The 22,490-nt window shown below is 40.1% G+C and carries 14 protein-coding genes and 3 pseudogenes; 4 read left to right on the top strand and 13 right to left on the bottom strand.

Annotation, left to right across the window (positions count from 1 at the left end; genetic code table 11):
• Positions 1–118 precede the first annotated feature (118 nt).
• On the bottom strand, positions 119–697 hold the full coding sequence (rbr, locus tag GD631_RS04605) for a rubrerythrin (RefSeq protein ID WP_143258791.1): 579 nt from the start codon (positions 695–697) through the stop codon (positions 119–121).
• Between the two features lie 249 nt (positions 698–946).
• Between rbr and GD631_RS04600 the strand changes: the two genes are divergently transcribed.
• Complete coding sequence (locus GD631_RS04600) at positions 947–2,626, top strand: SulP family inorganic anion transporter (protein WP_143258792.1); 1,680 nt, start codon at positions 947–949, stop codon at positions 2,624–2,626.
• Between the two features lie 717 nt (positions 2,627–3,343).
• Here GD631_RS04600 and GD631_RS04595 read toward each other — a convergent pair.
• Together GD631_RS04595 and GD631_RS04590 are read right to left on the bottom strand one after the other, a co-directional pair.
• Positions 3,344–4,276 carry a hypothetical protein gene (locus GD631_RS04595; RefSeq protein WP_223225865.1) on the bottom strand — a complete coding sequence of 311 codons (933 nt, stop codon included), beginning with the start codon at positions 4,274–4,276 and terminating at the stop codon, positions 3,344–3,346.
• A gap of 170 nt (positions 4,277–4,446) precedes the next feature.
• Positions 4,447–4,587 (bottom strand): annotated as a pseudogene (locus GD631_RS04590) (TolC family protein); the annotation flags it as partial.
• 2 nt (positions 4,588–4,589) lie between these two features.
• Between GD631_RS04590 and GD631_RS22105 the strand changes: the two are divergent.
• Positions 4,590–4,940, top strand: a pseudogene (locus GD631_RS22105) (hypothetical protein); the annotation flags it as partial.
• A pseudogene (locus GD631_RS22405) lies at positions 4,883–5,026 on the top strand (helix-turn-helix domain-containing protein); the annotation flags it as partial. The pseudogenes GD631_RS22105 and GD631_RS22405, both read left to right, overlap by 58 nt.
• A gap of 130 nt (positions 5,027–5,156) precedes the next feature.
• Here the strand turns inward: GD631_RS22405 and GD631_RS04575 are convergent.
• From GD631_RS04575 to GD631_RS04530, 10 genes are all read right to left on the bottom strand, one after another.
• Positions 5,157–5,930, bottom strand: a complete 774-nt coding sequence (locus tag GD631_RS04575) for a radical SAM protein (RefSeq protein ID WP_143258793.1) — start codon at positions 5,928–5,930, stop codon at positions 5,157–5,159.
• Between the two features lie 117 nt (positions 5,931–6,047).
• Positions 6,048–8,165: a DUF5117 and DUF5118 domain-containing protein gene (locus GD631_RS04570; RefSeq protein ID WP_143258794.1), complete on the bottom strand. Its 2,118-nt coding sequence runs from the start codon at positions 8,163–8,165 to the stop codon at positions 6,048–6,050.
• Between the two features lie 25 nt (positions 8,166–8,190).
• Positions 8,191–10,539: a zinc-dependent metalloprotease gene (locus GD631_RS04565; RefSeq protein WP_143258795.1), complete on the bottom strand. Its 2,349-nt coding sequence runs from the start codon at positions 10,537–10,539 to the stop codon at positions 8,191–8,193.
• Positions 10,540–10,554: 15 nt separating this feature from the next.
• Entirely contained in the window at positions 10,555–12,213 is a 1,659-nt protein-coding gene (locus tag GD631_RS04560) for a PKD-like family lipoprotein (RefSeq protein ID WP_143258796.1), read from the bottom strand.
• Positions 12,214–12,230: 17 nt separating this feature from the next.
• Positions 12,231–12,908 carry a DUF4843 domain-containing protein gene (locus GD631_RS04555; RefSeq protein ID WP_143258797.1) on the bottom strand — a complete coding sequence of 226 codons (678 nt, stop codon included), beginning with the start codon at positions 12,906–12,908 and terminating at the stop codon, positions 12,231–12,233.
• 9 nt (positions 12,909–12,917) lie between these two features.
• The gene (locus GD631_RS04550; protein WP_143258798.1) at positions 12,918–14,447 is read right to left on the bottom strand and encodes a RagB/SusD family nutrient uptake outer membrane protein; all 1,530 of its coding nucleotides are present in this window, start codon (positions 14,445–14,447) and stop codon (positions 12,918–12,920) included.
• A gap of 16 nt (positions 14,448–14,463) precedes the next feature.
• Positions 14,464–17,817, bottom strand: a complete 3,354-nt coding sequence (locus GD631_RS04545) for a SusC/RagA family TonB-linked outer membrane protein (protein ID WP_143258799.1) — start codon at positions 17,815–17,817, stop codon at positions 14,464–14,466.
• A gap of 133 nt (positions 17,818–17,950) precedes the next feature.
• Positions 17,951–19,126 (bottom strand): FecR family protein, encoded by a 1,176-nt coding sequence (locus GD631_RS04540; protein ID WP_143258800.1) that lies wholly within the window; start codon positions 19,124–19,126, stop codon positions 17,951–17,953.
• 31 nt (positions 19,127–19,157) lie between these two features.
• Positions 19,158–19,667, bottom strand: a complete 510-nt coding sequence (locus GD631_RS04535; protein WP_143258801.1) for a sigma-70 family RNA polymerase sigma factor — start codon at positions 19,665–19,667, stop codon at positions 19,158–19,160.
• Between the two features lie 43 nt (positions 19,668–19,710).
• The gene (locus GD631_RS04530) at positions 19,711–21,759 is read right to left on the bottom strand and encodes a helix-hairpin-helix domain-containing protein (protein ID WP_143258802.1); all 2,049 of its coding nucleotides are present in this window, start codon (positions 21,757–21,759) and stop codon (positions 19,711–19,713) included.
• A gap of 144 nt (positions 21,760–21,903) precedes the next feature.
• Between GD631_RS04530 and GD631_RS04525 the strand changes: the two genes are divergently transcribed.
• Positions 21,904–22,482, top strand: a complete 579-nt coding sequence (locus GD631_RS04525) for a DUF4294 domain-containing protein (protein WP_143258803.1) — start codon at positions 21,904–21,906, stop codon at positions 22,480–22,482.
• The last annotated feature ends 8 nt before the right edge of the window (positions 22,483–22,490 follow it).

Below are 22,490 nucleotides of genomic sequence, written 5' to 3'. Positions count from 1 at the left end.
TGAGTAGAAGAATTACATAGCCTTCACAAGCTCACAAGCGGTTAGAGTTTTGGAAGTGACAAAGTCAGTTCGATATAAACCATACGAATGAAGTTATATCGAACTGACGATAGATTGATTAATAGTTTTCCTTCTTCACCTCGAAGTAAGCCTGCGGATGCAGACATGCCGGGCAAACTTCAGGAGCTTCCTTACCGATTTCAATGTAACCGCAGTTACGGCATTGCCATACCACTTCGCCTTCTTTAGCGAATACAGTCATATTCTCGATGTTATTCACGAAAGCCAGATATCTTTCTTCGTGGCCTTTTTCTGCGATGGAGATGTTGCGGTACATAGCAGCAATCATCGGGAAACCTTCCTGTTCTGCCACGTCGGCAAAGTGAGGATAATCCAGTGACCATTCTTCATGTTCACCCGCCGCGGCAGCGCGAAGATTTTCAAGTGTACTACCAATTACACCGGCCGGATAGCTGGCTGTGATTTCTACCATACCGCCTTCAAGGAACTTAAACATACGTTTTGCATGTTCTTTTTCCTGATCGGCAGTTTCAGTGAAAATAGCTGCAATTTGTTCGTAGCCTTCTTTTTTAGCTACACTTGCGAAATAAGTGTAACGCATTCTAGCCTGTGATTCTCCTGCGAATGAAGTCAACAGATTTTTCTCTGTTTGAGTTCCTTTAATACTCTTAGCCATAATTCTTTTTATATTTTAAATTGGTTGATTACCAAACGTAACTTGTCGTACTATTTACAACACAAATATAAGCGATTTGTTCAGAATAAACCTCCTTTTCTTAATGAATAAAAACTATCACCTCATTGATGAAATCTATCGACAGACAAATAGTATGTTCAAAAACATACTTATTTCGATTATTTTATATAATTTTGCAACCTCTACTTTGCAAAAAAGTACAGACTACACGTATAACAACATCTAAAAATGAAGCTATTTGAATTTAAACCCAAACTGGTTTCTTGTCTAAAGAATTATTCGAAAGAAACGTTTATGGCGGACCTGATGGCCGGCATCATCGTAGGTATCGTGGCGCTTCCACTGGCTATCGCCTTTGGTATCGCTTCGGGAGTTTCGCCCGAAAAAGGTATTATCACCGCTATCATTGCGGGATTCATCATTTCCCTGCTGGGGGGCAGCAAAGTCCAGATCGGCGGCCCTACGGGAGCATTTATTGTCATTATCTATGGCATCATACAACAATACGGAGAGGCCGGACTGATTGTAGCCACCCTGATGGCCGGCGTACTCCTTGTATTATTAGGAGTGTTCAAGTTGGGAGCGGTCATCAAATTCATTCCTTATCCTATCATCGTCGGATTTACCAGCGGTATCGCCGTCACTATTTTCACGACCCAGATTGCCGATATTTTCGGTTTATCTTTCGGAGATGAGAAAGTGCCGGGAGACTTCGTCGGGAAGTGGATGATTTATTTCCGTCACTTCGATACGATCAACTGGTGGAATACTATCGTTAGTATGGTCAGCATTATTATTATCGCTATCACTCCGAAGTTCTCAAAGAAAATTCCCGGCTCGCTGATTGCCATCATCGTAGTTACGGTAGCCGTTTACCTGATGAAAACTTTCGGAGGGATCGATTGCATCCAGACAATCGGCGACCGCTTCACCATTAAATCGGAGTTGCCCGATGCTGTTGTGCCTGCGTTGGATTGGGAAGCTATCAGGGAATTGTTTCCGGTGGCTATCACCATTGCCGTATTGGGAGCTATCGAATCTTTGCTGTCGGCCACTGTAGCTGACGGTGTGATAGGCGACCGCCACGATTCCAATACAGAACTGATTGCACAGGGAGCAGCCAATATCATAGCTCCGCTGTTCGGAGGTATTCCCGCCACCGGAGCCATCGCCCGTACCATGACGAATATCAACAACGGGGGCAAGACACCGATAGCCGGAATCATCCATGCAGTAGTGTTGCTGTTGATTCTGCTCTTCCTGATGCCACTCGCACAATATATCCCGATGGCATGCCTTGCCGGAGTACTGGTCATCGTATCTTACAACATGAGCGGATGGCGTGTATTCAAGGCTTTACTGAAGAATCCGAAATCGGACGTTACCGTACTGCTTATCACGTTCTTCCTGACCGTTATTTTCGACCTGACTGTCGCTATCGAGGTGGGATTGGTGATTGCTTGCGTTCTCTTTATGAAACGTGTCATGGAAACTACCAAGATCTCGGTGATTACCGATGAGATCGACCCCAACAAAGAATCGGATATTGCCGTACACGAAGAAAACCTGATGATCCCCAAAGGCATAGAAGTATACGAAATCAACGGTCCTTATTTCTTCGGCATCGCTACCAAGTTTGAAGAGACAATGACACAACTGGGTGAACGCCCGAAAGTACGTATCATCCGTATGCGCAAGGTTCCGTTCATCGACTCCACAGGTATTCATAACCTGACTGCTCTCTGCGAAATGTCGCAGAAGGAAAAGACTACCATTATTCTTTCGGGAGTCAACGAGAACGTGCATAATGTACTGGAAAAAGCCGGATTCTACGAACTGCTGGGAAAAGAGAATATCTGCCCGAATATCAACGTAGCATTGGAAAGAGCGAAAAGCTTGGTAAAATAACGCTGTTTATCAGCTACTTGCAAACCATATATACCGTGCTTATTGGACATATAGATCCAATGTGTACGGCATATATGACCTGCGTGTTGGATCTATATATTCAGCGTAGTAGGTATATATACTCACCACGCTGAATATATATGCCCAACAAGCGGGGTATATAGATTCATCACGTGGGCAAGAGTCGGTAGAGTGTGGGATGGAAATCATCGACGCGTGGATTGAACAAAATTGAGCCTCTATTTTGGTAAAACAGAGGCTCAGTTCTAACGAAATGCGGGCTTCGTTTCGCTAAAACAGAGCCTTTGTTTCAAGTAGATATAGTATCAAAAAAGGAACTAAAATTATACGCTTTTGCATTCAGGTCTGCTTTCAGGCAAAAACTCCGATGAAAAGGGCTTTTTGGGGAAGAGCTGAAAGCTGAAGACATTTTTTTACTTTTATTATTTAGTAGTAGACTTGACCGGAACAAGTACTACATACAATGAAATGATGTAAGAGACTTGAGCAAGTCAAGTATACCTGATACTCTTTCAGCAGGAATTCATAACGAGTACTGCAAAAAGTGATAGATAAGATTTGGAGTTTAAATAAAAGAGATTGTCCGTCTCTTTTATTTTCAAAGCTTCTATTGTAGATACATGTATATCAAAAATGGAAACATCACCGGCTAGTTACCGGAACAGGAAATAGGAAAATCAGTTTTTCCTACTCCTATTAAATCTGTGACATAAGTTCCGCAAACTTTTCAAGCGACTGCACATGATACTTCTCAATAACCTCAATGCATTGGTGAAGATAATCTTCGGGCATTTCCACTCCATTCCATTTGTACCAACGCTTCACCATTTCAAAACCCGCATGGTGCTTCTTTGCGATATTCCAGATGGTGATGATGTCATCTTGTTCTTTTCTTAATTTTAACCGTTTCAATTCAAGTACTCCCTTGTAGATTTTGATTTCTTCATCATAGATGAGCTGTTTCCTCAGCGTCAGTTCGTCATCTCCCAGAAAAGTGACATGGGTCATGAGTCGTCGTTCGTCACTGAACTCGGCTACAGCGATGCCATGGGCGGAAACAATGAAATAACCGCCGTTGTCCCTGCGAGTATACAAGACATCCGGATTATTATACACAAAGTAATCGAACAGACTTTCCCCTTTGAGGTCTATTTGATAATGGTCAATGTAGCGCTCCTTGTATCGTTGCATGAAGTGTGCCGTGTAATGCATTACTATATTGGAAGACTTGAAACCTGTTATTTGGATATAACCATTGCTTGAAGCACCGATAACGGGAGCATAAGCTTGAAATCCCAAAGCATGCATATACGAATTGTATCTCCCCTCTATCGTCCATACATTTCTTCGGGTGGTGGTGATAGTCATACGTTGGGGTGCCACAGGAAATGGACTCATCATCGTTGCTTTCTTACGAACCTTATCTATAAACATGTTCGCTTTGGTCGATATTGCAATGAGGTCCTTATGTGCTTCGGCATATAGTTCCTCCCGGCTCATACTTGTCAGATACATACTTGTTTTTTTACAGGAGACAAAGGTAGTATTTATCTCCAGACCGGACATCATCCGTCGGACTTTTTTTTGATAGTTGGATATACTGAATGTAAACCAGACCCGGTTCTTCATTAAAGGCATCTTTCCAGCCCCGTAAGAAAGCACTTCTGGTGATTTTTAAAAGCTTATCGGCTGCAAGCCAATTCACCGTATATTGATGGATTACAAAGCGGGCTGCCACAGAATCCCTTCTCCGGCAGCCCTTTTTTCATTAAATTAAAAAACAGAGAGTATGATACAGTTTATTCCTGACCTCCCCCTAAAGCACGGTATAGGTTAATTAAACTTTGTATTTCAGTAAAATGATTGGCCGTCTGCGAGAGTTGCGCACTAAGCAACGACTGCCGGGAGGTAAGCACTTCCAGATAGGTCGTATTGCCATGCACCGACATTGAAAACCGTGGAAGGTATGAACATTGAAGCTGCCAAAAATCCTAAAAGAGGAGCGCACCAGCGTCTGGAATGTCTGTACAACTCGATGTTATGGCCTGTCAAGAACTTCACGGCAAAGGGCTTCCTCTGGTATCAGGGAGAATCGAACATATCCAACTATCAATTCTATGCTCCGATGATGACCAAAGTGGACTATGCGGACAAAAAAGCTATAGTGACATTCGATAACGCACCTGCGGGGTTATTCCCTACTTTCTCTGAACTGGAAGGATTCGAGATTGCGGGAGCGGACAACTGCTACGTGAAAGAGAATACCGGATCAATGAGGTTTGTTTCATTATAGGATTTGATAATCCTTCGTACTTTGCCCGTTGCTTTCAGAAGCAGTTTGGGATATTGCCGAAAGATTATGTGAAGAAAGGAAGCTAGTCTTTCACATAAGAAACCGAACAGCCAAAGAGGAATTCTGTTTCCTGTTCCATATTCCACATTTTCTATTGCCCAATAGAGGGATTTTACAGATACACATCTTCCTTATAATTATATTATCCCTATTGGTTTAATAAGAAGCTGTTGCCGAAATACCCTCTTGCTCCAATAAAGCCACAATACGGTCTAACTCTTCATGCGTAGCTTTCTGCAAATCGTGGTCGGGAGTCTCCCGGTCGATCGTATAAATCATCACTTGACGGGGAGCGATTTCTTTCACTGCTTCTATCCAAGGGAGCACATACTTGTCGGATGTATTATCCATATCTTTTCCCTGATAACCTCCTTTCAGGAACATCGTCTGTACAATGCAGTTTCCTTTGAACTCCTTCATTTTCTCGATGATTTTCTTAACAGAATATTTTCCATTAGGACGGTCCAACAGATGAATATATTCTTCATCCACCGTATCCAGTTTCAAGATATTATTATCTATCTTGTTCAATGCTTCGAATACGGCAGGACGATCGATAAATGTAGAGTTACTCAACACGCTTACTTTCGCTTTGGGGAAATACTTGTCGCGAAGTGCAAGAGTATCTTCTATGATTTCCGGGAAGCGGGGATGCGCAGTCGGTTCACCGTTTCCGGCAAATGTCAATACATCGGGAGCGGGACCGTTTGCCTGCATGTCTTTTAATTTCTCTTCGAGAGCCGTGCGGACTTCTTCACGGGTAGGAAGACGTTTCTTCGTACGATGTTCGGCATTGAAACCACACTCACAATAAATGCAGTCGAATGAACAAACCTTACCGTCATCCGGCAATAAATTGATTCCCAATGAAACACCCAAACGGCGGGAATGAATAGGGCCGAAGATGGGTGAAGGAAAAATAATAGTCATCTTTTTATTATCATTTACTTCATAAATCTTTGCAAAGATAACCCAAAACTAACAGGTTATCCTATCTGTACGACCATTTTTTATCATCCCAAACAAATTGCTGTTGTTCGATGCCACTCAAGGAACGACCCGGAAATATTGATTCATTCTTCCCAAAAGCAGATGATACAGATCACGCACTTCCTTTTGTGGATGTACCAGGCTAAGTTTCTCCAATCTATCGTGCAGACTATACAATTCGTCCTTTAAACGTTTCGTTACACTATTATGTTCAGCATCTTCCTGTATAACATCCAGCCACGCTTCCAAACATATCAACTGAATATCCATCTGTTCATAACTAACAGTAGACTGCGGATTAAAATCATTGAACAACCCCTTATAAAGATCCCGGAAAAAATCAATATCGTCATATCCCTTCTGATCACTTTGCAACGCTTGCAATCGAAGAGCTGAAATTGTCTTTACACTCAACAATTGCTTAAACAACTTCGTCAGTTCCGGATACAAGAGACTGTTTCTCGTTCCCAGCAAATTCTCTTTCACATAGACACATTCCATCTTTTTAGCAGGATGAAATAAAGAGTTGTCCAAATCGAGCATAGCTTGGCGCTGTGCATCCATCGGCTGAGAACTACCCACCACCTTTGCTATTTCCATCAGATAACTCCCGTACAGACGAATTGCTTTTCTGTATATATCAACAAGCGAGCTCCCTTTATCATATATCTTCCCCTTGTACACAATCTTATCCAACCGGCTTACTACCGTCTGTAAATCCGATATTTTTATTGCATAATCTTCTGAGAATCCGAATCCAGTATCAGGATTCCCTCCCTCTGACGATCGGAACAAACGAATGCGGTCCGGTAAATGATGCTCTATCCATTGGCGGAGCTTCTCCCGTTCAACATAGCAATTCTGGTCCCCCTTGAAAGGATGATACCCAAAATAAATGGCCTGACAATCATCGTCTCCCACTTTTAAGGTCTTTCCACACGAACTCTTCGATTCCCCCCTGCGCAAACCTAAAAGAGACCCAATTTCTTCCGTTATTTCATTTTGCAGCAATTCTTTTTCCACTTCTTTAGAGTAGCGGTCGGCCAGAATACGCGGGTCCGAGGCACCGCAACTTAGCAGATAGTCGTCTAACCTGTCCTTTAAGAACCCATGTCCGATATTCAGACGGCACGAAAGTATCTCTCCGGTTCGAGGATGGCAGATAAAATCGCTCTTGACCCCCGGCATTCTCAAATCATAAGATATAAAAGCACGCTGTTCTGCCGGGATTATCTTCCGGTCTGCATACTTCACCCGCAAGGCATCATGAATACCGGCTTTACGGAATGCCATATTCCAGGCTTCCACTCCTTTCCTTACTGCCTGAAAATATTCCTTCGGGAAAAGAGTGTCCACATAGAAAGTAAGCGGCTTTGACATATCCCAACGAAGAATCAACGAATCTTCCACCATACAATAAGGATCTTGAGAGTAATCTTTGAAACTCAATGTCCGGTAAGGCAGTCTGCGATCCGCCAGACGGATCTGATCTCTTTTCAAGGGAAGTAAGCGTACTGCACAAGTGACTTCCAAAGGCATACTACCTTCAGGTAACACAACGATAGAACTGGACAACATATATCTTTCCGCCTCAGCTCCATGATAGCGCCTGACTGTAAACGATACACCTTCCTCAAAAGGATGTACTTTCATGATTGCCGACATCTCCGGAACCAAAGAACGGATGAAACTATAATTATAGCTGAACCAGTCATCAGCAGTCATCAGATAGTCCGTGATCCGGATAATGGCTCCCTGCTCTTTTGAATAGGCCACCACTGGATAACTTTTACCGGCAGGTTGTATGTTCGACAATGAGAAAGATTGCCGATACGCGCTTTTTTCATCCAGGATACGCTCTGTATAAAACGGCTTTTGAAAGCAAATTGCCCCTTTATCCGGAGATACGATACGCACAACTCCCAGTCCGTCAACCGGACGATTCAATAAATCAAAACCCCGGTCTATCTGCCCACTGACTTCAATTTCCCGCCCGATATATTTTTCAGGTATTTCCAGATAGATTTCTTTTTCCGCCACATACACAGGAAACACTCCGTCGATTTTATTCATCCCGGCAACAAAGAATTCATCAAATGGCTTGACGGAATTCTGTGCCTGAAGCAAAGCTGTGACACACAACAATATACCAATCACATATTTTCTTCTCTTCATGAATCTTTTTATTTACTTTTCATCATTAAAATAAAATATTATCCGCAAGGAACATCGCCCGTTTGCCAGCAACCGGATCCGTAACCCTATGGCTATAAGCAACACTTTCCTCTTTTATTCTATTCAAAGCCTGCCTAACGGAAACCAATAATCTCGACGAAGTTATCTTTTCTGACCTATCCAGCAATTTAGCAAGTTTACTCACATAAAACTGCTGCACTTTATACTTGGCATCACTCACAGGAGCATCGTCAGCCCATTCTGCAAATAATCCTTTATGTATGTTTTCCAGAAACTCATTTACAGACAACATGCCTTCACCGGCATCCTCCGTTTCCTCCACTTCCCGCAGGGAACGGATCATTTCCGACATCAACTCTTCATAAAAGCGGTCGAACTCCCGGCCACTGTCTATTTCTAATTTAGCGGTCAACTTTTTATCAAACATCCACATGGGCGGCTGTAATATATAAGCCTGTATAAAGCCCATAACCTTCTTATTGTAATCAGCTTTTTCAAGTATGTAAATACTCCCATCATCCGTTTCAGCAAGGCGTTTTCCACCCAAATGAGACAGTACATGCTGTACCCACTGCTTATAATGGCTCAATATCGCTTCATGACGCCCCTGCAATACATGCAAAGAGGTTTTATCTGTCACATTCCATACATCAGGATGCTCACACAAATATTTCAGATTCTCTATTCCCTGTGTATTAACCGCAACATGGTCATTTCCCAAATCTTCCGCCTGGGCCCGTACATCTATTCTGCTCAAGAAATGCAATGAGGGATCTTTCTGTTTTTCCTGATTCCAAAGACTCCTGTTCTTTTCTCTTTCAGAAGCATCTCTACCCGGAAATATACGGTAGCCCCATTCAATAGCCCATTTATCATATTCGCCAACACGTATCCGTCTGTTTTTCAAATCAACCTTATCTTGAGGGCGCAAGGCATAATTAAAGCGGACATAATCCATAATGGAACTACCTATACTATATCGACTTAAAAAGTCATTATCGCGTAATTGGTCGATGGAGTAATGAGAACTACCCAGAAAGTTATGTTCCAACCCTAATGTATGGCCGATTTCATGTGTCAGCACTTGTTTTATCTGTTCGAATAGCAAAGAGTCCGGCAACTCTATATTCCATGCCTGCGGATCATTCGCTCCACATTGGGCGAAATACCATTTCTGCTCCAGATTCAGGACACTGCTGAAAATACCGACATGGCAAGCAATAATCTCACCGGACCGGGGTTCACAAGGAGTGGGACCATAGGCGTTATTTTGCCCTGATATTTTCCACGAAATAAACGGATAACTACTATCATAAATACTAAAATCAGGATCTTCTTCAGCAGTAGGGGCCAACCGCGCATCAATGGCATTCTTAAACCCGGCTTTCTCAAAAGCCGGACGCCAGTCGCGTACTGCTTCAATAATACAGCCGATGTACTTTTCAGGTGTGTTGCGATCTATATAAAAAATAATAGGTTGTATGGGTTCCACCAATTCTCCCTTCATGTATTTTTCTACATCTTCCGGCCTTATTTCCAGCCGCCATCGTTTGATTACGGATTTCCGGATAGCAGGCTGGTCTCCTTGAAAACAATCTTTGCCGATCGAAAAATAAGCTCCGGTATTCGCAGTAACTGTTTCCAACGGTCTCTTGGACAATAATCTTATACAAACACCCGTATCCCAGTCTCCCATATAAGAAGGTGAGACAGGCTTACCCGGCATTCCCATTGATGAGCTTTGATACGTTCGTGATGTATGTATCAGCAAACGGTTGTCATATCCCTTGATTTCCTTGATACAGTCCTTTTCCCTCAGGCGTGTACCTACCGATAAATCAAAAGACACAATATCAAGAGTAAACAGAGGGAAATCCTTTAAAACTTCACCAATCTCTATCAGGCTACTTTTCTGATTCCTTGCTTTGACCGGCAATATTTTATAAAGCCTTTCATTCCCACATTGGGCGGCGATCTTCGCATACATTCCTTCAGGGTCCTCTATCACTCTTTCATGTTGTGGGTCCATCATCCACAACTCATCACCCTGTTTGCGGAAACTAAAAAAGACCGGACCTACCATGTCACCCGAATATCCGAATTTCTTTTCCATATCCCGATCCGGACGGGCAGGAGCCGCCAGGATAGTTGTCGTTACGGCAAACTCACGTCCAATCAATGAATCCGGGATTTCCCAATAGATATGTTTATCACTTCGATAGGTAGTAAACATACCGGGAATAACTTCCACAGGTGCTCCTTCTTTTAGAAAAGTAGCAATACTTGGCTGTTGCCCGTACAAACAAGTACAGACAACAGCAAGAAACATTGCACTGATAATTCCTTTCAGCATAAAGACTGATTTATACTATTCGTAATTATAGCTAATATCAACAATCTTCCCAATAGGTTGATTGGGATCTTCGTAAACACAAATGCTGTTTTCTTCACGGGATACATCACCCGCTACTGTCAGTTGCAATTCTACAACTACACCTTTATCAGCAGTATTGATACCCAACCCGAGGGACATACCTAGTTCTTCTTCATTTTCAGCATCTTTAAACTTCAGACACGTAATTTGTGCTGACAGGTCCGCTTCATAACTATAAAGTTCTGTCACCTGACTACGGTTTAAGTCTATCCGATATAACTTATTACCAGAAGCCACAAACAGAATATCTGCCGTATAAGCATAAGAAGCTGCAAACTTTGCAGTTTCCACATCTATCTCCGACGGTAAAGAAATAGTATATAAACCTGCACAAGTAGGATCTTCATTCTCCCAGTCAGCGCTAAACTTAAATACCGTCAAATCTTTCCCATTCTGAGAAGAAGTAATAGCATAAGCATAATTACCGCTACTTCCTCCTGTGATTATTGCTTTCACCTGTAGAGAAGGATCAATGTTATTCGGATTAAAGGCACTTCCTTCCTCCTCATCAGGATTAATAGTGGAAACTTCCATCGAGCGTTGATCATTCCACTTTGAAGAACCAGAACGAATAGGCTTGGAAATATAATATGAATCCATATAATCTCCAAAACCAGATAAAGCCTGACCATTCAGGAATGAATGTGTAGAAGAATCAAAAAAGACTACACCTGTTCCATAAGAACCATAAGTAGAAACAGAAAGATAATCACCGGCTTCATTCTGAATGGTATAAGGTATACAGAAACCATCCATATAGGCAAAATAGGACTTCCCATCATTCACAAACAGTTCACCGTTTTTATCCATTTTATAAGTATCAATCTTTATTGCTTTTCCTTGTTGAACCGGCTCAAATAATATTTTATCCGATTGGTACATCATTTTTAATGTACTCGGAGTAAACAAAGCTGCATCCTTATCTGTCACTAGTGTCAAAATAGGAACAATCTTCAATCCGAAAAAGGGAGGCATCATAGATATAGATGCCCGATCTCCACCATATTCGCGTCGGGCAGTCACAGCTAATGGTTTCCCGTCTAAAGGAAACATTGTTCCTGTTTCCGACTGAAATACATCCGGATATACATAATACCCGTCCGATGTTCCTTCAATAGCTCCAAGCACCCCTTTATTTTCTTTCTCCTGAAGGACAAACCAACAAGGGTTAAACGGCTTGATAATTGTCACCTGACCTTGCTGATACCACACAGTTCCATTCCTTTTATCCGAAACAACCAACATCAAACCTATATTATTAGATTCATTAGGTTCAACAGTTACCTTACACTCTTTCCCTACAGAATAGTTCATATAATCAGCCAATCGGTCTGAGCCCAACGTAGCATTCGGATTGAGACGTTTCCACTGAAATACAAGATTTTCTTCATTCTGTTCTAATGTCTGAGAAATCTGCGGCATAATAGAAACTTCCACCGCTTCTTCCTTCGGCATACGTAATTTGGTTTCAGGTATTACAATTTCCATTGTATTTACATCACGATAATCGTAATCTCCCTCATCATCGTAACAGCCTGTTTGCAATAAAGCCAATCCGACAAAACTTGCTATATAAATGATATATTTTCTCATAACATTTCTATTTAGTCTTATTCATAATCAATTTCATCACCGTCTTCCCCCAAAATAGGAGGATTTCCTGCTTCTATGTATTCTCTGTAAGCTTGTTTGACCTTATCAACATCCTCATCTTCCAGATCATCCCACACATGTTGGCATACATCCATAATAAACATATATTTATTATCACTATAACTGCCAAATACCCAATCTTCCCATTCATCCGGTTTCAGTTCCCATCTGACATTCAAAACTTCCTGATTCTTTTCTACCAATCCCTTGTCAAACTGATGAAGAGGGTTATCCAAATCAAATTCTAAATAGCAACCATACATGTTTCTACCGGACTCTACTTTCGGACGGTTAATCTTATAGTAAAATACCTGGCAAACTGTATCAAGTTCAGTATATGTATACTTGCTTTCCAATAGTACATCTATCGAATTTTGGTAGTCACGATTCGGAGTAACTTTCACACAAAAATCACGACTTTCTTTCAAAAGATCTCCTTGTATCCTTACCGTAAAACTATCTACGGCATAAGGTTCTTTCTTCACATAATCCGTATCGACCAAAGTACGGATATGTAGGCTACCGTAGAAATTGATACGAGGTGTCTGGTCATATAAGTCTATCTCATTTTCGCTGCATCCCACATAAATGCCGCAAACAAGAATAGCTAAAACAAAATATATAATACGTTTCATACCGATTCATCATTTAGAGTTGTTTCCAAAAATATATTCATCATCCGGCAATGTCATCTGATAATGAGCTTCAGTCATTGTTTCTATCCCACAACCGTAATAAGTGCTATAATTATGTGCTTTCAGAAAATAGAAAAGTTGCCCTTCAGCAAAATATTCTTTCCTATATTCTTTCATAATTTCATTGATACGTTTAGTCTGATTTTTATTTTCTTTTGAAGCAACATCCAGATCATCATATCCGGTAGTTATAATTTCATCACTGTAAGAGATACCACGTGCAAAACGTACAGTATTCAATGCATTGGCACTTTCTGATGGAGAAGTTGCACATTCCGCTACAATATAATACATTTCAGGCAAACGTATCAAAGGAATAGCGTTAGCACCGGAATAAACATATCCGCCATTCAAAGGTTTCTGATTATATTTTCTACAGAAGACATTTATATCACGACTTGCCCCACTATTAACAACTTCAAACATTTCTGTATTTTTTCTCCAGTCGGTATTTCCTGCGTCAGCTGTTTCATAGAAAAATTTGAATTTATCTCCATCCAGATAGAAATGTTGCTGAGTATTGGTATTCTCCATATCCATATAGTTTCCAATAAGCAAATTGGAGAATTCATTGACTGTTATTCCAAATATTTGCTCTGCGTAGCGTATGGAATTGTAATTGGAAGCAGTCTGCGACTTGTACAATGTAAAATACTTAGAGGCAGCAATTACTTGTTTAGCATATTCCGTAGCCAATCCTTTGCTTTCAGCATCACCCTTGTAGCAATATACACGAGCTAACATCGCTTTAACCGCATATAGATTCATGCGAAATTCACGATTAACAAGAAAATGATTTTTCTCTATAAAATCTTCATCCGTCTGATCGGTAAAGAAATCAAGAGGATCACTATCTTTCAATAATTTTTCAGCATCATTCAAATCTTTGAGAATAGCATCAACCACTTCATTGGCCGGTAAAACAGGCGTGGCATCTTTATCAAAAGCAGTACGGTAGGATATAGCTTTAGATGCAGGATGTTCCTTATAAATAGGACCGAACATACGCAACAAATCAAAATGAAGAAAAGCACGAAGCCCAAGTGCCTCTCCCTTCATAGTTTCATAATAGTGTTCGGTAACTAAAACATCTTTATTTTTGTCTATGTACTCCAAGAAGTTATTAATATTGGCTATGATATTATACATCGTTGAATAAATGCCATTCTTCTTACTCAAAAACATATTCTCATAATCAAATACGATACTTTGGTCAAAAACAGCATTTGTATTATACTCCGGATAATCGGAATATAATCCTGCCAATTCATCCAAATATGCATAAGTCAAATCTCCGGCATACAATGTCTTGGTTCCCAACTTCAAATAAATACCTGTAAGGGCATCTTTAAATCCGGACTCCGACTCAAATTGCTTGTCAGTAGGAATAGAAGTCTTCGGAGATACATCCAACCAGTCGCTGCAAGACATTAGTCCCAGCATTGTTGTTGTCAATAGTATATATATTATCTGTTTCATACAAATAGTTTTTTAATTAGAAAGCAACATTCAAAGCAAATGTAAACTGACGAGAATACGGATAGTACAAACCTCTTTCGCGTTTCACTGTAGACCAATAGAAAAAATCTTCCATATTAAACGTTACTTTAGCAGAACTCAATCCCCAATGACTTATAAATTTAGTATTAGTGCGATCCATCCGATAGTAAACAGACAACGAACTTCCCTGGAATATATTCTCATCCATGATGAACCGGGAAGTGGCTTTTGTATCTAAACCGTTAGGATTAAGAACACGGAACTGTGCCTTATCACCCGGTTTCGCCCAACGCAACTGAGTCACCCGTCGGTCTACATTATATTTCAAATTAGCATTTTCCACTTTGTCAAGCAAAGTCTGGTTGTATACCTGACCGCCAAACTGATACCTGAAACTGACATCTGCTCCCCAACCTTTATATGTAAAGGAAGAATTAATATATCCTTGCCATTTAGGTTCTGTATTACCAATAGGCACTACATCATTTGCACTCCAGTTAACGGCGCTTGTCATTTCTCCGTTACGCTTTAATAATATTTCATCTCCGGAAGCCGGATCAATACCTAATGAACGTACTACCCAAATGCGTGACAAAGATTCACCTTCTTCATAACGTGGCAACGGCGTATCTTTCAGATTTGATGCATTCATATCATTCCTGTATTTCATCGCTTCCGATATTTTCAATAGTTTGTCAGTATTATGAGAACCGTTTACTGTAATGGTCCAATAAGCTTGTTTGGCAGTATTCTTATAAGGAATAGCCGAGAGAGAAATTTCCCAACCCTTATTCTCTATCTTTCCCAAGTTTTCCGGATAACTGCTGAAACCAAGAGAAGGAGCAAGACTTATCGAAGTAACCATATTATCTGTTATTTTCCGGTAATACTCCACACGGGCGGTAAGACGCTGGTCAAAGAAACCGAGTTCCAAAGCAAGGTTAGTACTTTTTGTAGTCTGCCATTTTAAATTTTCATTATGCATGGCCAGGATTTCCGAACCTGTTGCATCCGACGAGTAATAAGGAAGCAATAAATTAGAATATGTATAATAGCCATGTGCCTGATAAGGATCAAAACCTTGCGAACCGGTCGTTCCGTATGTCCCCCTCAAAATGAAGTCAGAAATAAAAGATACATCTTTCATAAAGTTCTCTTTTTTCAAATCCCAACGTAATCCGGTTGACCAGAAAGGAGCCCAACGGTTATTTTTTCCAAATTGAGAAGAACCGTCCAATCGTATATTAAAGTCGAACGAATACTTATATTTATAAGAATAGCCTCCGGCAGCCACCCAACCAATGGAACGTGTTGTCCTCTCATCTCCTGTCACTTTTTCATTATATTTCTTACCAAACAACAAGTTATCCATATTATCATTCGGGAAACCAGTCACATAGTTTCCATAAGTCTCCGAATTATTCTCCAATACACTCATACGTACATTAGCAGTCAGGTAGTGGTCTTCCAATTGCTTATTCCAGCTTCCTGTCAAATCTATTCCCCAATTGACAGCTTCACTCTGGCTTCTGCGATAATCACCTCTTAAGGTAGGATCAGTCACATTATCAAAAAGCGTATGTTGTGCAGGACGAAAAATATCACGATGCCCTACGCTCTTGGACAAATTAAAAGCTCCTTCAAACCGTAATTCATTAGTAGGATTATATTCCACCTTGAAAAGTTCACGCACCGTAAAGTTTTTGCTCTGATCTTTGCTGTTGAATGTCGTATTATACATCGGATTCAGATAGCTCGACTCACCACCCACTCCTTCAAAATTATCAAGCCGTTTTTGTATTTCTCCGTTCTCTCCATACGGACGCAGATAAGGATTCAAGCGGGTATATTCACTAAAACTTCCCCACGGAGACTCATTAGCCACCGAATTATCCAACGTAATGCTATTCTTTAACAACACCTTTTTCAGACGATACTGAAAATCAAGTGAACCGGTCAATACATCACGCTTACTGTCTTTCATCACACCCGGAGAACTATTATATCCGACATACATCCGATAACGCAAGGCTTCGTCACCACCTTCCAGCGTAACTGTATGCCGCTGTTGGAAAGCCGTCTGCAAAGGTTTGTCCAACCAATACGTATTTACTCCCGCCAATACTTCACGCAACTTAGATTGATAGAGCTTCCATTTTTCAACAGTCTCGCCGCCGTATGTATAAAGTCCGCTTTGTAACTCTGCGTCTATCTTCTCTCTTGCATTCATCAAATTATATCCAGTCATATCCGGAGCTTCAATACGAAGCTCCCCACCATAAGTCACCCAAATCCGTCCCGGTTTGGGAGTCTTGCTCTCGATAACAATTACTCCATTTGCCGCACGCGAGCCATAAATAGCTGTTGCTGCCGCATCTTTCAACACAACAATAGAAGCAACACGGTCGGGATCCATATCGGCAAGTGTCTGTATACTGATTTCGAAGCCGTCCATGATAAGCAACGGCTGGTTAGCATAAGTCTCATATTCGCCCTGAACTGCTAGTACATCGTTACTGGTAGAATTAAAATCTACCGCAGACTGCGCAGCCATATCCATATTTGCACCGCCGCGCATACGCATATCAGGCAGATTATTCGGATTAGACCCCATATTGATATTATCCATGATGCGAAGCCCGGGAGCGACAGCAGCTATCGCTTTAGCTACATTATTCGTACTATACTTTTTTAGGTCTTCACCCTTGATAGTAACAGCAGAACCGGTGAATCCCTCTTTCTTTCTATTAAACATACCTGTCACCACCACTTCATCCAGTGCTTTTGTATCAGACTTCATCACTACCGACATATAAGATGAAGGATTCAAGAACTGGGTTTCCAAACCTACATACGATATTCTGACCCGACTATCTTTCGGAACATCAGAAAGCTGAAAATTACCATTATTATCTGTGATAGTACGGATATTATTAGGATCTTCCACTATAATAGTGGCACCGATGACCGGAAGTCCGTCTTCCTCGGAAAAAACTTTTCCTTTTACTTGTGAAAAAAACTTTTTAGAATCCTTTTTTGTGATATTGATAAACTGTCCGTCAATGTGGTATTTCAACGGATTTTTTCCAATAATCACTTTCAATGCTTCATCAACTGTAGCTTTTTCTACTTTTCCGGTAGAAGTATAAGAACTGATTTCATCGTAGATAAAAAGAACTTTATATCCCGATACCTTTTCAAAACGTTTAAAAATAGAGGGTAACCCTTCATTTTTAAACTCCATTGTTATTTGCTTTTCCTTACCTGTCTGTGCTTCAACACGCCATGAATAAGCAAAAAGGAAAAACAAGAACAAGACAATGAACTTTTGTGCTTGATTCTTTTTCATAAGCCCGAATAGTTAAATAATATTTCATTCTTTTAATTGTATACGAAGTTTAAAAAAGAATGGTTACCCTTAAAAGAGTTTTTTTTTCAGAAATATATATTTCTATTCAGATTTATATCTTTTTGCTTGCTTTTTATTCGATAATTAGTTTTCCTGTTTCAAAATAAGCATGTATTCTCTCCATTCGATTCAATAATTCAATTAAGTGAAAGATGTCTTGATGACGATTTGCAAAGAAATGCATACGAAGATCCATGATTTTGCTATTACGGAACTCAATATCTATATTATACCAACGTCCTATTTCTTTCATCATGTCAACCAGAGCAACATCGTCAAAATAGAAAAATCCTTCCTTCCAATATAAAAATGATTCAATATCCACCTCTTTCACAGCAAATGTTCCGTCAGAAAAAAGTTGCGCACTTTGTCCCGGCATCATTTCAACAGTATGAACTCCACAAGTATCGCTAACAGCCACTTTTCCTGTAATGAGCGTAACACGGACATCAGTAGGAGAGTAGCTACGCACATTAAATTCCGTTCCCAATACACGAACCTGTAGATTTTCACTTTTCACTATAAAAGGATGCTCTGCATCTTTAGCAACTTTAAAATAGGCTTCCCCTTCCAAAGAGACAACTCTTTCTTTTCCTTTGAAAACCGTAGGATAAGTCAGACGACTGTCCGAATTCAAGAAGACTTCAGTCCCTTCGGATAAAACAACTTTAAATGTCTCTCCCCTGGGAATACTTAATCTATGTATCTGTACTTTCTGCTTTCCTACTTCCTTGGTTTCTGTCTGAAGAAGAGCACGACTATAATCTATTTCTTTAGAAGACAACTGTGCAGTAGAGGAAGACGAATAAGATTCTACTACTTCTTTTAGTGGTTTTATTTCCTTCTCACCATTCACTTGTAAAGTAACTTCTTGGGCAACATGATTGGCTTGAAACACTTTAATGATTTCCGGTTGTGACGAAATCATCATTGCACGCAAAACCAAAATTATAATAACAGTTGCCGCCACACCTGTGACACTAGCCCACAGTATGTGTCTATATTTTCTTCGATCATTCTTAGAATGTTTATTACGAAAATCTGCCAGTTCTTTCCGGACATCAATTGCCAGCACATTTTGCTCTTTCTGCATCTCTATCACAACCTCTGTCAAATTAGCATACGTTTGCAAACATTCCTCATCTTCTTTCAAATTATGCAATTGATCAGCAGTTATATGAGAACGATTCTCCATAATTTTCAGAAGTTCTTCTTCCGACTTACTTATATTTATATTCTTTTCATCCATAAATAATGTATTCAATATATATATTTACGTTTTAAAGTCTATTCCGGTTACCCTCTTGACCCAATTCTTCGCGAAGAATACGCAAAGCCTTTACTATATTCTTATGAATAGCCGCAACACTTACATTCAATTCTTCGGCCACTTCTTTATATTTCTTATTATGAATATAGCATGCTTCCAATATATGATAATTATAAGGAGTCAACTTTTCCATAGCTTTACGAATACGCAAAATACGAGAATCAGAATGTTGTGAATCGGTTTCTATCATTTTATCAGTTAATTGCGAAGTAAACTCTACATATTCTTCATGGATATTTTGCTTGCGAAGATAGTCAATGCAACGTGTGCGAACGATTGTATAAAGATAAGTTTTAGCCGTCGCTTCTTCTATCTTTTCATAATTACGCCACAAATACTCAAAAGCATCACTTACGATATCTCTGCATACCTCAGCGTCATTTATAAAATAATATGCAAAATATACAAACTGTGCATACCATTCATTAAACATTTTGTCAAAAGTAGCCCTGTCATCCATTTAATATCGTATTCTTCTGTTATTTTTGGCAGACAAATATACATTAAAACTTAATACGCAGTTGCATTTGTACATCTGCTTTTTTATTTCCACAGATCAAATCATTGCCCGAACCGATCTCATTCCGGTCTAAATAGACTGTTTCGCCAAACTTAGTTATCAACAGAAAATGTTTATTCAGTTCATATCTGAAACGAACAGAACAGCGAAATCCACGACCTTGGAAAGACGGAGTGTAAAACGTATAGAGCAATCCGCTTTCCGAGACATATACGCGCGAATCATAATCGTCTGTAAAAAAGTAACTGCCCTGAACGTCAGCAAACAGCCTGGCCCAAGGCAGTTGGGAGGATATCATTTGTGTAACCTGATATCCTTTATTAGCAGCTCTGTCCTGAGAATGAAAATGATTATAATCTAAAGTTGTACGACTGCTTAACACATCTCCTACAGAATAGTTCAAACGATAGCGGAGTTGGTGGTGAAAAATAGGAAGTGTTAGTGTTCCTTTACTACCTGTCCAATCCCGTTCTTTGCGTTTATAGCGGTACTTCAGATACATGGATAAATGGCTGCGTGGAGTGAAAGTGGCTTGAAGCAGTCCGTCTGTTCCACGAGAGGGTTTATTCACTCTGTATTTTTTCCAAGGGAAGGAAAATAAATCGAATGAAGCGAAAAACTTCCAATAGGCAAAAGGAGAAATTTCCATGCCGATATAATATCCCTGTTCATTTTGTGTCGTACTTCCTTCACCGAAAGAATGGGCAAACATGCCCCAATAGTTATAAGAATAAAACCGGTGTATCAACATGATTTGAGTGTTTTGAACCGGTGAATATTGCAAACGGTTCAAAGATGCCCAACCTTGTTTTCCGATTGCTGTTTCTCCCTGAAAAGAAAAACGACGCCAGCGGTAAGCATAATCTATTCCCAGATTATAGAAGTTGTTTCCATGAAGATTGTATTTGGAATAGCCTGTTAATTCCGGTTCGTATAGTCGGTTGAAAAGGTAGTAAATACCGGTGATACCCAGTCGGATACGGTTGTGTTGATAATTCACATGCCCACCTGTTAATTGCATGGTGAACAGATTCTTTTTATCTGCTTCTTTTTGACTCCTGTGCAGTCCGGTCTTATAGATAGAGGTGATTGCCCCATCAGCAATTACTCCATCTAATGAACGGTGTGAATAGAAACCAGAAATATCCCAATCTTTAGATAAGGCAACAGTGGCGGCCACTCCCCGAAAATAATTGTATTCGTCGCTGGAAGAGTGTTTCTTTATCCCACTATTACGATTGTTGAAAGAAGAGGCATAGATTGTTTTTCCCATTAGATAATCAGTATTAATCACTAATCCTTGCCCGAAACTAAGCCGATAGTTACCAACAGCTAATGCTTCTAACCGTCCACAATCTTTTAATAACAGATAAAAGGAATGATAGTCGTAGCCGTAGCGATTGTGTAAAGCTCCAAAAGGTTCTCCGGCATCTTTTTCAGCAACGACTCCTGCATAGAGTCGGTCACTATACCGGAAACTGTATTTCACAGAGTTATAAACAGAAGGTCCTAAATAGGTATGTTCATAACCTTTTCGCTTATAAAATGGTATATCAAAGCGAGTTAGCAGTTCATTCTTTCCATACTCCGCTGCGCTTTTCAACATAGTTTTCCACCGAAAAGCAGGTTCATTGTTAATAGCTTTTATACAGACGAAAGGTAGTAAATACTGGATTGTTTGCTTATCCATCTCTTCTACCAGTTGAAGTTCATAGATGGTTTTCATCTGTCCGTGTATATAGATGTAAGCCAGCAGATGTTCAATCTGAATATCACTAAGGAAAGGAAACTGTTCGAGTTGTTCACGGGTAGCAACATTCAAATTAACCGGTTCTTGCAGACGATTGGAAAGTTCTTCCAATTCATTTTCCCAATTAGGAGTATTAACAGAGTTATCAGTTTCGTTATTAACAGATAAATCTTCAAGAATATCTTCTAAAAGACTTTCAGAAGGGTTTTGAGCACTACAAGCAGGAATTATTAACAGGCTGTTTATAATACTTATCAACCGTAATAGTTGAGTAGCTTTCATCAATAAAATGGTTTATTCTTCCTGCTTTTTAACAGATAAGGCCGCAAAGATACTTTAAATAGGTTAACATCGAAGAGAAATGTCTGAATAATAAAATTTTAATTCTATTTTTGTATCGTGAAAAGAAGGCTTAACATAGTAGTAATGACGCTGTTTGCTATTGTTTACTGTTCACCGCATTTGAAGGCGCAGGAAAAGCAAAGCATCAATGGATATTTGGTTCCGATGTGCATCTACAACGGAGATACAATCCCATCTATCCAGTTACCGACTGTGTACATCTTCAAACCTCTTAAATTCAAAAATGAAAAGGAACGCCAGGAATATTATCGACTGGTTCGCAACGTGAAAAAGGTATATCCTATCTCCAGGGAAATCAACCAGGCTATCATCGAAACTTACGAATATCTTCAGACATTACCCAATGAGAAAGCCCGCCAAAAACATATCAAACGGGTTGAAAAAGGCTTGAAAGATCAATATACCGCCCGAATGAAAAAGCTCTCTTTTACACAAGGAAAGTTATTGATAAAGTTGGTGGACCGCCAGAGCAACCAGACTAGTTATGAACTGGTGAAAGCATTTATGGGACCTTTCAAAGCAGGGTTCTATCAGACTTTTGCTGCATTGTTCGGAGCCAGTTTAAAAAAAGAATATGATCCGCAAGGTGAGGATAAACTAACAGAACGTGTGGTGTTGATGGTGGAGAACGGACAGATCTGACTCACCCC

The organism is Bacteroides luhongzhouii, from assembly GCF_009193295.2.
Classification (GTDB): domain Bacteria; phylum Bacteroidota; class Bacteroidia; order Bacteroidales; family Bacteroidaceae; genus Bacteroides; species Bacteroides luhongzhouii.
Note: the sequence above shows the minus strand (reverse complement) of the source record. Positions and strands in the feature narration are given on the sequence as shown.

Coding starts and splice junctions, on each gene's coding strand:
- GD631_RS04535 (WP_143258801.1), bottom strand. CDS start 19,667: ATGGATGACAGGGCTACTTTTGACAAAATGTTTAATGAATGGTATGCA.
- GD631_RS04575 (WP_143258793.1), bottom strand. CDS start 5,930: ATGACTATTATTTTTCCTTCACCCATCTTCGGCCCTATTCATTCCCGC.
- GD631_RS04570 (WP_143258794.1), bottom strand. CDS start 8,165: ATGAAGAGAAGAAAATATGTGATTGGTATATTGTTGTGTGTCACAGCT.
- GD631_RS04530 (WP_143258802.1), bottom strand. CDS start 21,759: ATGAAAGCTACTCAACTATTACGGTTGATAAGTATTATAAACAGCCTG.
- GD631_RS04540 (WP_143258800.1), bottom strand. CDS start 19,126: ATGGATGAAAAGAATATAAATATAAGTAAGTCGGAAGAAGAACTTCTG.
- GD631_RS04565 (WP_143258795.1), bottom strand. CDS start 10,539: ATGCTGAAAGGAATTATCAGTGCAATGTTTCTTGCTGTTGTCTGTACT.
- GD631_RS04600 (WP_143258792.1), top strand. CDS start 947: ATGAAGCTATTTGAATTTAAACCCAAACTGGTTTCTTGTCTAAAGAAT.
- GD631_RS04550 (WP_143258798.1), bottom strand. CDS start 14,447: ATGAAACAGATAATATATATACTATTGACAACAACAATGCTGGGACTA.
- rbr (WP_143258791.1), bottom strand. CDS start 697: ATGGCTAAGAGTATTAAAGGAACTCAAACAGAGAAAAATCTGTTGACT.
- GD631_RS04525 (WP_143258803.1), top strand. CDS start 21,904: ATGACGCTGTTTGCTATTGTTTACTGTTCACCGCATTTGAAGGCGCAG.
- GD631_RS04545 (WP_143258799.1), bottom strand. CDS start 17,817: ATGAAAAAGAATCAAGCACAAAAGTTCATTGTCTTGTTCTTGTTTTTC.
- GD631_RS04595 (WP_223225865.1), bottom strand. CDS start 4,276: ATGAAGAACCGGGTCTGGTTTACATTCAGTATATCCAACTATCAAAAA.
- GD631_RS04560 (WP_143258796.1), bottom strand. CDS start 12,213: ATGAGAAAATATATCATTTATATAGCAAGTTTTGTCGGATTGGCTTTA.
- GD631_RS04555 (WP_143258797.1), bottom strand. CDS start 12,908: ATGAAACGTATTATATATTTTGTTTTAGCTATTCTTGTTTGCGGCATT.